This window comes from Streptomyces sp. NPDC001407 (genome assembly GCF_042895325.1).
GTDB lineage: Bacteria > Actinomycetota > Actinomycetes > Streptomycetales > Streptomycetaceae > Streptomyces.
Genome location: NZ_JBIAWF010000009.1, coordinates 82,602 through 96,794, shown reverse-complemented (window position 1 = coordinate 96,794; position 14,193 = coordinate 82,602). Strand labels below are relative to the sequence as shown.

General features: G+C 72.1%; 12 protein-coding genes. 4 read left to right on the top strand and 8 right to left on the bottom strand.

Features of this window, described 5'->3' with window-relative positions; all coding sequences use genetic code 11:
* Positions 1-2 precede the first annotated feature (2 nt).
* Genes alaS through ACFY1P_RS15140 form a run of 3 tightly spaced genes read right to left on the bottom strand, consistent with a single transcriptional unit; the run spans position 3 to position 3,459 of the window.
* The gene (alaS, locus tag ACFY1P_RS15150; RefSeq protein WP_361522375.1) at positions 3-2,672 is read right to left on the bottom strand and encodes an alanine--tRNA ligase; all 2,670 of its coding nucleotides are present in this window, start codon (positions 2,670-2,672) and stop codon (positions 3-5) included.
* The gene (locus ACFY1P_RS15145; protein ID WP_361522377.1) at positions 2,672-2,998 is read right to left on the bottom strand and encodes a DUF6167 family protein; all 327 of its coding nucleotides are present in this window, start codon (positions 2,996-2,998) and stop codon (positions 2,672-2,674) included. Before ACFY1P_RS15145 ends, alaS begins: the two co-directional genes overlap by 1 nt.
* 8 nt (positions 2,999-3,006) lie before the next feature.
* A complete protein-coding gene (locus ACFY1P_RS15140; protein ID WP_361522380.1) occupies positions 3,007-3,459 on the bottom strand; it encodes a DUF948 domain-containing protein in 453 nt (150 codons plus the stop codon).
* Positions 3,460-3,652: 193 nt separating this feature from the next.
* On the opposite strand from ACFY1P_RS15140, the gene ACFY1P_RS15135 reads away from it, so the two are divergent.
* Positions 3,653-5,890, top strand: coding sequence for an ATP-binding protein (locus tag ACFY1P_RS15135; protein ID WP_390750826.1), 2,238 nt, complete (start codon positions 3,653-3,655; stop codon positions 5,888-5,890).
* Between the two features lie 33 nt (positions 5,891-5,923).
* Here ACFY1P_RS15135 and rpsD read toward each other — a convergent pair whose 3' ends face one another.
* The gene (rpsD, locus tag ACFY1P_RS15130) at positions 5,924-6,538 is read right to left on the bottom strand and encodes a 30S ribosomal protein S4 (RefSeq protein WP_361522385.1); all 615 of its coding nucleotides are present in this window, start codon (positions 6,536-6,538) and stop codon (positions 5,924-5,926) included.
* 188 nt (positions 6,539-6,726) lie between these two features.
* On the opposite strand from rpsD, the gene ACFY1P_RS15125 reads away from it, so the two are divergent.
* The gene (locus ACFY1P_RS15125; RefSeq protein WP_361522387.1) at positions 6,727-7,458 is read left to right on the top strand and encodes a DUF2470 domain-containing protein; all 732 of its coding nucleotides are present in this window, start codon (positions 6,727-6,729) and stop codon (positions 7,456-7,458) included.
* A 23-nt stretch (positions 7,459-7,481) separates the two neighbouring features.
* Here the strand turns inward: ACFY1P_RS15125 and ACFY1P_RS15120 are convergent, their stop codons facing one another.
* From ACFY1P_RS15120 to ACFY1P_RS15105, 4 genes are all read right to left on the bottom strand, one after another.
* Positions 7,482-8,840, bottom strand: coding sequence for a replication-associated recombination protein A (locus ACFY1P_RS15120; protein WP_390750825.1), 1,359 nt, complete (start codon positions 8,838-8,840; stop codon positions 7,482-7,484).
* Between the two features lie 84 nt (positions 8,841-8,924).
* Entirely contained in the window at positions 8,925-9,575 is a 651-nt protein-coding gene (locus ACFY1P_RS15115) for a vitamin K epoxide reductase family protein (protein ID WP_361522392.1), read from the bottom strand.
* A gap of 59 nt (positions 9,576-9,634) precedes the next feature.
* Positions 9,635-10,897 (bottom strand): histidine--tRNA ligase, encoded by a 1,263-nt coding sequence (gene hisS, locus ACFY1P_RS15110; protein ID WP_361522394.1) that lies wholly within the window; start codon positions 10,895-10,897, stop codon positions 9,635-9,637.
* Positions 10,898-10,908: 11 nt separating this feature from the next.
* Positions 10,909-11,631 carry an MBL fold metallo-hydrolase gene (locus ACFY1P_RS15105; protein ID WP_361522397.1) on the bottom strand — a complete coding sequence of 241 codons (723 nt, stop codon included), beginning with the start codon at positions 11,629-11,631 and terminating at the stop codon, positions 10,909-10,911.
* 182 nt (positions 11,632-11,813) lie between these two features.
* Between ACFY1P_RS15105 and ACFY1P_RS15100 the strand changes: the two genes are divergently transcribed.
* The gene (locus tag ACFY1P_RS15100) at positions 11,814-12,635 is read left to right on the top strand and encodes a peptidylprolyl isomerase (RefSeq protein WP_390750824.1); all 822 of its coding nucleotides are present in this window, start codon (positions 11,814-11,816) and stop codon (positions 12,633-12,635) included.
* Between the two features lie 272 nt (positions 12,636-12,907).
* Positions 12,908-14,137 (top strand): DUF349 domain-containing protein, encoded by a 1,230-nt coding sequence (locus ACFY1P_RS15095; protein WP_361522403.1) that lies wholly within the window; start codon positions 12,908-12,910, stop codon positions 14,135-14,137.
* The last annotated feature ends 56 nt before the right edge of the window (positions 14,138-14,193 follow it).

Sequence of the window (14,193 nt, the reverse complement as noted above, 5' to 3'; positions counted from 1 at the left end):
GGTCAGGCCGCTTCGGCGACGAGGCGCTCGACGGCGGCGACGGCCTCGTCGACGGCGTCCGGGTTCTGACCGCCGCCCTGGGCGACGTCCGGCTTGCCGCCGCCACCGCCACCGAGGGTCTTGGCGGCCGTGCGCACCAGGTCACCGGCCTTGAGACCGCGCTCACGGGCTGCCTCGTTGGTGGCGATGACGGTCAGCGGGCGGCCGTTCACGACGGTGAACAGCGCCACCACGGCGGCCCGGCCGCCCTGGATCCGGCCGCGGACGTCGAGGACGAGCTTGCGCAGGTCGTCGGCGCCGGTGCCGTCCGGCACCCGGCCGATGGCCAGCGCCACGCCGTGGACGTCCTTGGCGCCCTCGGCGAGACCGGCGGCGGCCTGGAGCACCTTCTCGGCGCGGAAGCGCTCGATCTCCTTCTCGGCGTCCTTGAGCTTGGCGAGCATCCCGGAGATCTTCTCCGGCAGCTCCTCCGGACGGCCCTTGACCAGCTCCTGGAGCTGGGCGACGACCGTGTGCTCCTTGGCGAGGAAGTTGTAGGCGTCCGTGCCGACCAGGGCCTCGACGCGGCGCACACCGGAGCCGATCGAGGACTCACCGAGCAGCTTCACCAGGCCCAGCTGGGCGGTGTTGGCCACGTGCGTGCCGCCGCACAGCTCCTTGGAGAAGTCGCCGATGGTCACGACGCGCACGCGCTCGCCGTACTTCTCGCCGAACTCCGCGATGGCGCCCTGCTTCTTGGCCTCGTCGATGCTCATGACCTCGGCCTGGACGTCGAGTTCCCGGGAGAGGACCTCGTTGATCCGCTGCTCGACGTCCGTGAGGACGCTGCCCGGCACGGCGGCCGGGGAGCCGAAGTCGAAGCGGAAGCGGCCGGGCGAGTTCTCCGAGCCGGCCTGGGCGGCCGTCGGGCCCAGGGCGTCGCGCAGCGCCTGGTGGGTGAGGTGGGTGGCGCTGTGGGCACGGGCGATGGCCCGGCGGCGCGTCACGTCGATGGCGGCGTGGGCGGCGGCACCCACGGTGACCTCGCCGACCTGGACGACGCCCTTGTGGACGTGGACGCCCGGGACGGGCTTCTGCACGTCGCGGACCTCGATGACCGCGCCGTTGTCGAGCCGGATGCGGCCGGTGTCGGCGAGCTGGCCGCCGCCCTCGGCGTAGAAGGGGGTGCGGTCGAGGACGACCTCGACCTCGTCGCCCTCGGTCGCGGCGGGCGAGGGCACGCCGTCGACGAGCAGGCCGACGACGGTCGACTCGTTCTCGGTGAGGGTGTAGCCCGTGAAGTCGCTCTCGCCGGTGGTGTCGGCGACCTCGCGGTAGGCGGACAGGTCGGCGTGACCGGTCTTCTTGGCCTTGGCGTCGGCCTTGGCCCGCTCCCGCTGCTCCTTCATCAGGCGGCGGAAGCCGTCCTGGTCCACGGACAGGCCCTGCTCGGCGGCCATCTCGAGGGTGAGGTCGATCGGGAAGCCCCAGGTGTCGTGGAGCAGGAACGCCTTGTCGCCGGAGAGGACCGTGCCGCCGGCGGCCTTGGTCTCGGTCACGGCGGTGTCGAGGATGTTGGTGCCGCCCTTGAGGGCCTTGAGGAAGGCGGCCTCCTCGGCGAGGGCGACGGTCTCGATGCGCTTGCGGTCGGTGACGAGCTCCGGGTACTGCTGTCCCATCGTGTCGATCACGACGTCGGTCAGGTCCTTGACGACCGGACCGGTGGCACCCATCAGGCGCATGTTGCGGATGGCGCGGCGCATGATGCGGCGCAGCACGTAACCGCGGCCCTCGTTGCCGGGGGTGACGCCGTCGCCGATGAGCATGACGGAGGTGCGGATGTGGTCGGCGACCACACGCATCGACACGTCCGACTCGTGCTTGTCGCCGTAGCGGACGCCGGTCAGCTCGGTGGCCTTGTCCATGACGACGCGCAGGGTGTCGGTCTCGTACATGTTCTGCACGCCCTGCAGGATCATGGCGAGACGCTCGAGACCGAGGCCGGTGTCGATGTTCTTGGACGGCAGGTCCCCGAGGATCGGGAAGTCCTCCTTGCCGTCGCCCGCACCGCGCTCGTACTGCATGAAGACCAGGTTCCAGATCTCCACGTAGCGCTCGTCGTTGACGGCGGGGCCGCCCTCGACGCCGAACTCCGGGCCGCGGTCGTAGTTGATCTCGGAGCAGGGGCCGCAGGGGCCGGGGACGCCCATGGACCAGAAGTTGTCCTTCTTGCCCAGGCGCTGGATGCGCTCGGCGGGGACGCCGACGACGTCGCGCCAGATCCGCTCGGCCTCGTCGTCGTCGAGGTAGACGGTGATCCAGAGCTTCTCCGGCTCCAGGCCGAAGCCGCCGTCCGCCACGGAGCTGGTGAGCAGCTCCCAGGCGAGCTTGATGGCGCCTTCCTTGAAGTAGTCGCCGAAGGAGAAGTTGCCGCACATCTGGAAGAACGTGCCGTGGCGGGTGGTCTTGCCGACCTCTTCGATGTCCGGCGTGCGGATGCACTTCTGCACGCTGGTGGCGCGCGTGAAGGACGGCTTGACCTCGCCGAGGAAGTACGGCTTGAAGGGGACCATGCCCGCGTTGACCAGCAGCAGGGTCGGGTCGTCCGCGATGACTGACGCCGAGGGAACGACGGTGTGTCCGCGCTCCTCGAAGAAGCGCAGCCAGCGGCGGCGGATTTCAGCCGACTCCATCAGTGGTCCTCTTTCCGGGTGAACGAGTGGTAGGTGTGCTGCTGTTCGAGTGCGACCAGCCGGCGCTGCTCGGGAAGCTCCCGGCGCTCGGGGTCGGGTACGGCGGTGAGGCCGAGCGCGTCCTTGAGCGCCGCCTCGCGGTGCGCCATGCCGTCGCGGACGTCGAGGGCGAAGAGCTTGACCCGGCGGCCCGCGACGACCGCGCGGTCCGCCGCCTGGAGAGCCAGGCTCTCCGGGGTGAGCTGGGCCAGCTTGCGGTTGACCTTGGTGGTGGCCCAGACACCGGCGGCTACACCGGTCGTGAACCAGAAGGTGCGGCGGAACATTCCTGGGGTCAACCCTTCCCACGGGTACGGCGGCTGCCGCGCCGGGCGGACGGCAGTTTCCGGCCGACGGTCCGGCCGGCGAGGACGGAGTACCGCGGCGCGGGCTCCGCGGGCGCGGCCTTGCGGCCGATCGCGCGCCGCACGCCGTAGCCGAACGCCGCGACCTTGACCAGGGGCCCGCCGAAGGCGGAGGAGACGGTCGAGGAGAGCGCGGAGGCGTTCGCCGTGACCTCCTGGACGTCGGCGGCGATCGAGTCGACGCGGGCGAGCTGGGTGTTGGCGGAGCGCACGGTCGCGGAGGCGTCGGCGAGCAGCGGGACGGCCTGCTCGCTGACGTCGGCCACCAGCTTGGTGGCGGCCTTGAGCGTCTGCGCGAGCCGCACCAGGACCAGGGCCATGAACGACACGAGGATCGCCCAGAAGACGGCCACGAGGATCCCGGCCACCTCTCCACCGGACACGCTGCACCGCTCCCTGCTGGTCGTCGTCGCCGACCTGCCGCCTGCTGTCTTCGGACGTCTGCGGACGCCGCTTGACGTCCTGTACGACCTTATCGCGCCGGGCCTCCGCGCCCGTACCGGATTGTCACCGCGCCCGCCCCGCCCACCTGCCGGAGTTTACGGTGCGCACACTCACCAGTACGCTCTGTGTGCCATGCCCCCACTCTCCGGCTCACCGCTTCCCGGCACCCCCTCCTCCAGCGCCCACGGCGTCGCCGCGCAGGGCAGTCACCGGCCGGGGCCGCCGGGCAATCTGCCCGACGGGCCCACGCGCTTCATCGGCCGCGGTCGCGAACTGGACGCGCTCGCCGCGCAGGTGGAGCGGGCCCGGCTGGTGACGGTGACCGGGGTCGGCGGCGTGGGCAAGACCCGCGTGGCGCTCCGGCTCGCGACCGCTTTGCAGGATCGCTTCTGCGACGGAGCGTGGCTGGCCGAGCTCTCCTCGCTCGCCGACCCGGCCCTGCTGGACCACACCGTCGCCGAGGCCCTGGGGCTGACCGACCACACGGACCGGCCGCCGCGCGCGTGGCTGCTTGAGCAGCTCGCCGAGCGCCGGATGCTGCTCGTCCTCGACGGGTGCGAGCAGGTGACGGAGGGTTGCGCGGCGCTGGTCCAGGCGCTGCTGCGGAGGGCGCCGGGGCTGCGGGTGCTGGCGGTGTCCCGGCGGCCGCTGGGGGTCGCGGGCGAGCAGGTCTTCCCGCTGTCGCCGCTGTCCGGCCCGGAGTCCGCCGAGCTCTTCGAGGACCGCGCGGGGAGCGCGTGGGCCGGCGCCGGGGAGACGGAACGCGCCACCGCGGACGAGCTGTGCCGCAGACTCGACGGCATCCCGCTGGCGCTGGAACTCGCGGCGGCGCGGCTGGGCGCGCTGTCGGTGGCACAGGTGCTGGAACGGCTGGACGACCGCTTCCGGCTGCTGGCCGGGGGCGCGCCGGGCCCGCTGCCCCGGCACCAGACGCTGCGTACGGCCATCGGCTGGACCCACGAGCTGTGCACGCCCGCCGAGCGGCTGCTGTGGGCCCGGCTGACGGTCTTCGCGGGCCTGTTCGACCTGGAGGCGGCGGAGTACGTCTGCTCGGGCCCCGAGCTGCCGGCCGAGAGCCTGCTCGACGTGCTGGCCGAGCTGGTGGCGCGCTCCGTGGTGGTGCGGGAGGACACCGCGCTGGGGCCGCGCTACCGGCTGCTGGACCCGGCGCGGATGTACGGGACGGGCTGGCTGGACGCGCTGGCGGACGGCGAGCGGATGCGCCGCAGGCACCGCGACTGGTACATGGGCCTGGTCACCTGGTGCGAGCTGGACTGGTTCAGCCCCCGGCAGGCCGAGGTGGCGGCGCGGATCGAGGCGGAACTGCCGAATCTGCGGCTCGCGCTGGACTACAGCCTGGAGGAGAAGGGCGAGGCCCACATCGGCCAGTACCTCGCGGGGACGCTGTGGTTCCACTGGACCGGCTGCGGCCGTCTCGCGGAGGGGCGCTACTGGCTGGAGCGCGCGCTGGAGGCCGAGGCGGACAACGAGGAGACCCGGCTGAAGGCCCTGTGGGTGCTGGGTCACGTGGCGGTGCTCCAGGGCGACCCGGCCCGCGCGGTGGGGGCGCTGGCGGAGTGCCGCGAGACGGCCGTGCGCGGCGGCCACACCCGGGCGCTGGCCTACGCCGAGCACCGGGCGGGCCTGCTGGCGCTGGTCTCCGACGACCTGCCGCGCGCCGAGGAACTGCTGCGGTCGGCGCTGGGCCGCTACCAGCAGGTCGGCGAGCTCAACAGCGATGTCCTGACGGCCCAGGCGGAACTCGCGGCCGCCGTCGCCTTCCAGGGTGACCCGGCGGGCGCGGTGGCGCTGTGCGAGGAGGTCCGGGAGGTCTGTGCGGAGCATGGCGAGCGCCGCTCGCTGGCGGGCGCGCTGTACGTCCTGGGCCTCGCGGCGTGGAGCGACGGGGACACCGTGCGGGCCCGGGCGCTGCTCCAGGAGTGCCTGGCCGTCGGCCACGCCTTCCACGATCTGGCGGGCGCGTTGCTCGCGGTGGAGCTGCTGGCGCTGGTGACGGTGGAGGAGGCCGCGGACGTCACGCCCGGCGGCGGCGTCGAGGAGGCCGCGGTGCTCCAGGGAGCGGCCGGGCGGCTGCGGCGCTCGGTGGGGCTGCCGCTGTCCGGATCGCGGCACTTCGACGCGCCGCGCGCCCTGTGCGAGCGCCGGCTCCGGGAGCTGCTGGGCGCGCGCCGGTACGAGGAGTGCGCGCGCGAGGGGGCCCGGCTGGATCTGGCCGCGGTGGTGGCCCGGCTGGGCCACGTGCCGGAGCGGCCCGCGGCGGTGCCGGGGGCCCGGGGGCCCGTACGTCCGCCGGAAACGCGCGAGCCCGCCGCCTCGCCGGCCACGGGGGCCGGGGAGACGACGGGCTGAGCGAGAGCTCGGAGAGCCGCTACTTCCGCTGGATCAGCGGGCGTAGTACTCGACGACGAGCTGCTCGTCGCAGATCACGGGGATCTCCTTGCGGTTCGGCTCGCGGTCCAGGCGGAAGGCCAGCGCGCCCAGGTTGACCTGGAGGTAGCGCGGGGTCTCGCCCTCACCGGCGTAGCCGCCGGCCATGGCGACCTGGAACGGGTGCTTGGCGCGGCTGCGCTCGCGGACCGTCACGACGTCGTCGGGACGGACGCGGAACGACGGCTTGTCGACCTTGCCACCGTTGACCTGGATGTGGCCGTGGACGACCATCTGGCGGGCCTGGTAGATGGTGCGGGCGATGCCCGAACGCAGGACCAGCGCGTCGAGACGGCGCTCGAGCTCGACGACCAGCGCCTCGCCCGTCTTGCCCTCGGCCTTCTTGGCGCGGTCGTAGGCGCGGGCCATCTGGCGCTCGCTGATGTCGTACTGGGCGCGCAGACGCTGCTTCTCGAGCAGACGGACCTTGTAGTCCGAGTTCTGCTTGCGGCCACGGCCGTGCTCGCCCGGCGGGTAGGGGCGGGCCTCGAAGTACTTGACGGCCTTCGGCGTCAGCGCGATGCCGAGCGCACGAGACTTCTTGACCTTGGGACGCGACTGGTTAGGCACGTTCTCCAGACCTCCGTTGTAGGTTAGGTTAGGCTCACCTTACTCAAGGAGATCGCATGTCTCGTCCGGGGAACACCAGTCACATCACGGACAGCACGAAAGAGGCCGACGCAACTGATGGCGCCGACGCGACGGAGGTCCGATCAGATCGTGGTCAGCCGCGTCCCAGCGGACTTGAAATCGCGCGGATGCCGTCAGCAGCCGAGCGCACACGAACTCTCGTACAGAGTACATGCTCCGCGGTACTGCTCATTCCCGGGCTGACCGGCGGGACCGGCACGGGCGCCGCGGTGCCCGCCGAACTGCTCGCCCCCGAGGCCCGCAGCGTGGGCCCCGACGGCGAGGTCTTCCTGGTCTTCCCCGCGGATTCCCCGGCCGTACGCGCCGCCACGCACGCCCAGGACGACGAGCTGGCCGCCGTGCTGGAGCTCACCGACGTAGCACCCGTCTCCGTGCCGAACCGCATCCGCGGCCGCGCCTGGCTCTCCGGCTGGCTCACCTCCGTGCCCGGGGTGACCGAGCCGGGCCGGATGATGCTGCGGCTGGAGGTCGGCGGGAGCAGCGTCGACGACCTGTGGGGCGCGGAGAGCGTCGAGGCGGACGACTTCGCCCGCGCCGAGCCCGACCCGCTGATCGAGCACGAGGCGGAGCTGCTCCAGCACCTGCACGCCTCGCACGGCGACCAGGTGCGCGCCCTGAGCTCGCTGCTCGGCGAACGGCGGCCGCGCTGCGCCCGCGACCGGGCCGTGCCCGTGGCGCTGGACCGCTTCGGGCTGCGCGTGCGGTTCACCCCGGCGCACGGCGAGGGCACGGCGGCCGACCGGTCCTTCGACGTGCGCTTCGAATTCCCCCGGCCGGTGCGGGACATCGCCGGCCTGCGGCAGGCGATGCACGCGCTCTTCGACACCGCGGCGGACTGAACCTGGGGAGAGCGAGTCGGTGCTCAGCTCTCCGACTCGCCCCGCAGCCGCTTGCGCACCCGCTCCACCACGTCCGCGTAGCGCGCCTCCGCCCCGTACCGCGTGGGTTCGTAATAGCGCTTGCCGTGGACCGCGTCCGGCGCGTACTGCTGGGCGGCGATGCCGCCGGGCAGGTCGTGGGGGTAGAGATAGCCCTGCGCGTGGCCGAGCTTCTCGGCGCCCTTGTAGTGCCCGTCGCGCAGGTGCGGGGGCACAGGCCCGGCGAGGCCCGCCCGGACGTCCGCGAGGGCCGCGTCGATCGCCAGATACGCGGCGTTGGACTTCGGGGCCAGGGCGAGCGCCACTGCCACCTGGCCGAGGACGATCCGGGCCTCCGGGAAGCCGATCAGCGCGACGGCCTGCGCACCGGCGACCGCCGTCTGGAGCGCGGTGGGGTCAGCCATGCCGACGTCCTCGCTAGCGGAGATCATCAGCCGCCGGGCGATGAACCGCGGGTCCTCCCCGGCCTCGATCATCCGGGCCAGATAGTGCAAGGTGGCGTCCACGTCGGAGCCGCGGATGGACTTGATGAGGGCGCTGGCCACGTCGTAGTGCTGGTCACCGGCGCGGTCGTAGCGCACGGCCGCGCGGTCGACGGCCTCCTCCAGCGTCTCCAGGGTGATCTCGGTCTCGCCCTTGGCGATGGCCGAACCCGCGCCCGCCTCCAGGGCGGTCAGCGCCCGCCGCGCGTCGCCCCCGGCGATCCTCAGCAGATGCCCCTCCGCGTCCTTGGGCAGCGTCACCGCCCCGCCGAGGCCGCGCTCGTCGGTGAGCGCGCGGTGCAGCAGGCCGCGCAGGTCGTCGTCGGTGAGGGCCTGGAGGGTCAGCAGCAGGGACCGGGACAGCAGGGGGGAGATGATCGAGAAGTACGGGTTCTCCGTGGTGGCCGCGATCAGGGTGACCCAGCGGTTCTCCACGGCGGGCAGCAGGGAGTCCTGCTGGGCCTTGCTGAAGCGGTGGATCTCGTCCAGGAAGAGGACGGTCTCCTTGCCGTAACCGCCCGAGGCGCGGCGGGCGCCGTCGATGACGGCCCGCACCTCCTTCACCCCGGCGGTGATCGCGGACAGCTCCACGAAGCGCCTGTTGGTGGCCTGGCTGACGACATAGGCCAAGGTCGTCTTGCCGATGCCGGGCGGCCCCCAGAGGATCACCGAGGACGGCCCGGCCGGACCGCCGCTCCCCTCCCCCACCAGCCTGCGCAGCGGCGACCCGGGCTTGAGGAGGTGGCCCTGGCCGACGACTTCGTCGAGCGTCCGCGGGCGCATCCGGACGGCCAGCGGACTGCTCGCCGGGTCTTTCTCCTGGCGGTCCTCGGCGGCTGCGGTGAAGAGGTCGGGTTCCACGTCGAAAACCCTATGCCACACCTCTGACAACGCCGCCGGACCCGAGGGGTCCGACGGCGGCTGTCCAGGCTGGAAAGGCGGCCGTCAGGCGGTGCCGCCGGTCCAGAAGTCCCACCACTTGGTGAGGATCAGCATGCCGATGATGCCGATGTGCAGCACCGGGACCACCCAGTGGAACTCCAGCAGCGCGTTGCGCAGCGCCCGCGGGGCGGGGATGAAGCCGTGGCGGAGGTTCTGCACGGTCACGTACCAGAACATGACGATCGTGCCGACCCAGGCCAGGCAGCACCACAGGCACAGCGAGCCGATGACGTACAGCGACTCGTACTGCAGCCAGCTCACGAAGCCCACGCCGAAGAGGCAGCCGGCCTGCATGCCGAGCCAGTACCACCGCGGGAAGCGGGCGCCGGAGAGCAGCGCCAGGCCGATCGCGATGATCACGGCGTAGCAGGCCAGGCCGAGCATCGGGTTGGGGAACCCGAAGGCCTCGGCCTGCTTGCTCTGCATGATGTTGCCGCAGGAGACGATGGGGTTGAGGCTGCACCCCGGGACGTAGTTCGGGTCCTTGAGGAGCTTGAACTTGTCGAGGGTGATGACCCAGGACGCCAGCAGCCCCATGGCACCGGTGACGACCAGCAGCAGAGCGAACGCGCGACCGCCGCCCACGGAGCCCGTGGCCGGGCCGTCCCGCTCGTCGCCGTCGGTGTCGGAGCGGTCGAGTGCCGAAGTGGTCATAGCGCCCTAGATCCCATCAGTCGGTCCGTGCGGCCCATTCTGCACGAGCCGCCGGGCAATCAGCCTTGCCTGGAGAGGAGTTCGCCCACCACGGTGTCGAATGCGACAGGTGTCTGCTCGCCGGACTCGAGGTCCTTGAGCTGCACGACGCCCTCGGCGAGGTCCCGTTCACCCGCGACGAGCGCGAAGCGGGCGCCTGAGCGGTTGGCCGATTTCATGGCGTTCTTCAGGCCCTTGCCGCCGAAGGCGAAGTCGGTGGCGACGCCGGCCCGGCGCAGCTCGGTCACGAGGCCGAAGAGCACCCGGCGGGCCTCGTCGCCCAGCGGCACGGCGAAGACCTGTGTCGCGGCGGGCAGATCGAGCTCGATGCCCTCCGCCTTGAGCGCCAGCACGGTGCGGTCGACGCCGAGCGCCCAGCCGACCGACGGCAGCGCGGGTCCGCCGATCATCTCGGACAGGCCGTCGTAGCGGCCGCCGCCGCCCACCGCGGACTGCGAGCCGAGGCCGTCGTGGACGAACTCGAAGGTGGTGCGGGTGTAGTAGTCCAGGCCGCGGACCAGCTTCTCGTCGTCCTCGAAGGCGACGCCCGCCGCGGTCAGCAGCTCGCGCACCTGCTCGTGGTACTCCTTGCACGCCTCGCAGAGGTGGTCACGGAGCATCGGGGCGCCGACGAGCTGCTTCTGCACGGCCTCGCGCTTGTCGTCGAGGACGCGCAGCGGGTTGATCTCGATGCGGCGGCGGGTGTCGTCGTCGAGGTCGAGGCCGCGCAGGAAGGACTGGAGCGCGTCGCGGTAGGCCGGGCGGCACTCCTTGTCGCCGAGGGAGTTGAGCAGCAGGCGGAAGTTCTCAAGGCCCAGCGACTTGTAGGCGTCGACGGCCAGGATGATCAGCTCGGCGTCGAGCGCCGGGTCCTCGGCGCCGATGGCCTCGGCGCCGACCTGCGAGAAGTGGCGGTAGCGGCCGGCCTGCGGGCGCTCGTAGCGGTAGTACGAGCCGGAGTACCAGAGCTTGACCGGGAGGTTGCCGGCCTTGTGCAGGTTGGCCTCCAGGGCCGCGCGCAGCACGGAGGCGGTGCCCTCGGGGCGCAGCGCGAGCTCGTCGCCGCCGCGCGTGGTGAGGGTGTACATCTCCTTGGTCACGATGTCGGTGGACTCGCCCACACCGCGGGAGAACAGCTCGACCTGCTCGAAACCGGGGGTCTCGATGTAGCCGTAGCCGGAGCGCTTGAGCGGCGCCGCGATGGCCTCGCGCACCGCGAGGTAGACCGCGGAGTCGGGCGGGGTCAGGTCGTAGGTGCCCTTGGGGGCCTTGAACGTACTCACGGGAAAAATCGTCACATTCCTCGTCGCGGAGGGGCGGTGGCGCCGTCTCCGAGGCCGTGGCGCGCTTCTGCCAGATCCCGCAGGTACGGGTTGGTGGCGCGCTCGCGGCCGATGCTGGTCTGGGGGCCGTGGCCGGACAGCACCACGGTCGAGTCGTCCAGGGGCAGGCACACGCGTGCCAGCGACCGGAGTATCTCGGCGTGGTCGCCGCCGGGCAGGTCGGTGCGTCCGATGGAGCCGGCGAACAACAGGTCGCCCACGAAGAACACCGACGGCACGTCGGCGGTCTCGGGCAGCCGGAAGGTCACCGACCCCTTGGTATGGCCGGGCGCGTGCGCGACGGAGAACTCCAGCCCGGCGAGGTCCAGCCGGGCGCCGTCGGCGAGCTCCTTGACGTCGTCCGGCTCGCCCACGGTCAGCTCGCCCATGAGGCGCTGCCCGATGGAGCGGCCGAGGCCCTTCTCCGGGTCGCTCATCATGTGGCGGTCCGCGGGGTGGATCCAGGCGGGGACGTCGTGGGCACCGCACACCGGGACGACCGAGGCGACATGGTCGACGTGCCCGTGGGTGAGGACGACGGCGACGGGCTTGAGCCGATGCTTCCTGAGCGTTTCCTCGACGCCGGGGGCCGCCTGGTGGCCCGGGTCGACGATCACGCACTCCTCGCCTGCGGCCGGGGCGACCAGATAGCAATTGGTCCCCCAGGCCCCGGCGGGGAACCCGGCAATAAGCACATTCGTCCTTAATGATCGACCAGCAGAATTCCAGCAGTGGACCGGCGGGGACTCCCTGGCGGGAAACCCGGCCGGTACAGAGCCTACCGGCGGCACTCCGGTCACAGCGAACCCGTATACGGTACGGGCACACCCCGCAACCCCGGTCCGCCATGGACCAGACGGCACGAGGAGACGACCCGGTGGTCAGTAACGAGCAGCGGCGGCGGCAGCTCGCCCGGGAGAAGTTCCAGCGGCAGCAGGAGCGCCGCGAGGCGGCCCGGCGCAAGGCGCGCCGCCGGAACGCGGTGATCGCCGCGGGCCTCGCCGTGGTGCTCGCGGCGGGCGCGACGGCCTACGCCACGGGCGCGCTGTCCGGCGACGGCAAGAAGGACACCACGGACGCGGCGGCACCGGACAGCTCCACGCCGCCGAGCAAGGGCCCGGACCCGTGCGCCAAGGCGGCCCCCGGCTCCCCCTCCGCCAAGTCGTGGAAGTCGGAGCCCGCGATGGCCGTCGACAAGTCGGCCTCGTACGCGATGGATCTGAAGACGACGTGCGGCGGCATCGACATCAAGCTCGACGCCGAGAAGGCGCCGCACACGGTGAACTCGTTCAACTTCCTGGCCGGCGAGGGGTTCTACGACCACAGCCCGTGCCACCGGCTCACCACCGCCGGCATCTACGTCCTCCAGTGCGGCGACCCCAAGGGCAACGGCACGGGCGGTTCGGGCTACACGATCCCGGACGAGAACCTCAAGGATCCCCGGATCAAGGACGGCATCTATCCGGCGGGCACGGTCGCGATGGCCAACACCGGTCAGCCGGACTCCGGTGGCAGCCAGTTCTTCCTGGTCTACCAGGACAGCAAGCTGGACCCGAAGTACACCCCCGTCGGCACCATCGGCACCGAGGGCATGAAGGTGCTCAAGAAGATCGCCGGCGCCGGTGTGCAGGGCGGTGCCCCCGACGGCGCTCCCAACGCGAGCGTCGTCATCGACAAGGCGACGGTGACCAAGTCCTGAGGCCCGCCCGGGTCTTCCGCCGTCCGCCGCGCCTCCCGCCGTGCCACGGGGCCCGATCCCCGCTCCGTACGGCGAAATTTCGGTCGCGCGGGATACGGACAGCCGGGCCACCGGTCGCCTATGTTGGCGTTGTGTAGGGTGCCTGATCCGACGGCTGCCCGCACCCGAACGATCAAGCCGTCGGACCGGTCAGGGCGCGGCCCTGCCGGAACAACTGTGGACGATGCCCGAGGGGCCGCGCACCGGCCCCGGCATCATGTGGAGGAGGCGCTGTGAGCAGCGACCCATGGGGCCGCGTCGATGAGACGGGGACTGTGTACGTGCGTACCGCCGACGGCGAGCAGGTCGTCGGCTCGTGGCAGGCGGGTTCCCCCGAGGAGGCACTCGCCTACTTCGAGCGCAAGTACGAGGGCCTGGTCGTCGAGATCGGCCTCCTCGAGCGCCGGGTCAGGACCACCGACCTGTCGGCCAAGGACGCGATGACCGCGATCGACCACCTGCGCACGCAGGTCGACGAGCACCACGCGGTCGGCGATCTGGACGCGCTGCGCGTCCGGCTCGACAAGCTCGTGGCCACGGTCGAGACGCGCCGCGAGGAGCGCAAGGCCGCGAAGGCGAAGCAGTCCGACGAGGCCCGTACGGCGAAGGAGGCGCTGGTCGCCGAGGCCGAGGAGCTGGCCGCGAGCGAGCAGTGGCGGTCGGCCGGCGAGCGGCTGCGCGCCCTGGTCGACACCTGGAAGGGCCTGCCGCGGCTGGACCGCAAGGCGGACGACGAGCTGTGGCACCGCTTCTCGCACGCCCGCTCGGCGTTCTCCAAGCGGCGCAAGGCGCACTTCGCGTCGCTGGACGCCCAGCGCGAGGAGGCCCGCAAGGCCAAGGAGAAGCTGGTCGCCGAGGCCGAGTCGCTCTCCGGCTCCACCGACTGGGGCCCGACGGCCGCGCGTTACCGCGACCTGATGGCCGACTGGAAGGCCGCGGGCCGTGCGCAGCGCGAGGCGGAGGACGAGCTGTGGGCCCGCTTCCGCGGCGCGCAGGACGTCTTCTTCCAGGCGCGCAGCGAGGTGTTCGCCGAGCGCGACGCCGAGCAGCAGGTCAACCTCACCCGCAAGGAGGAGCTGGTCGCCGAGGCCGAGAAGCTGCTCCCGGTGACGGACCTCAAGGCGGCGCGGGCGGCGTTCCGTTCGATCAACGAGCGCTGGGAGGCCGTGGGTCATGTGCCGCGGGACGCCCGGCCGAAGATCGAGGGCCGGATGCACACCGTCGAGCGCGCGCTCCAGGAGGCCGAGGAGAGCGAGTGGCGGCGCACCAACCCGGAGGCCCGGGCGCGTGCGGCCGGTCTGACCGGGCAGTTGCAGGCCGCGGTCGACAAGCTCCAGGAGCAGGCGGACAAGGCGCGTGCCGCGGGCAACGACGCCAAGGCCGACAAGCTCACCAAGGAGCTGGAGGGCCGCAAGGCCCTGCTGGACCAGGCGCTGAAGGGCCTGGAGGAGTTCGGCGGCTGACCGCCTGACGCGTGAAGTAAGGGGCTCCGGCTATGGCCGGAGCCCCTTACTCGTGG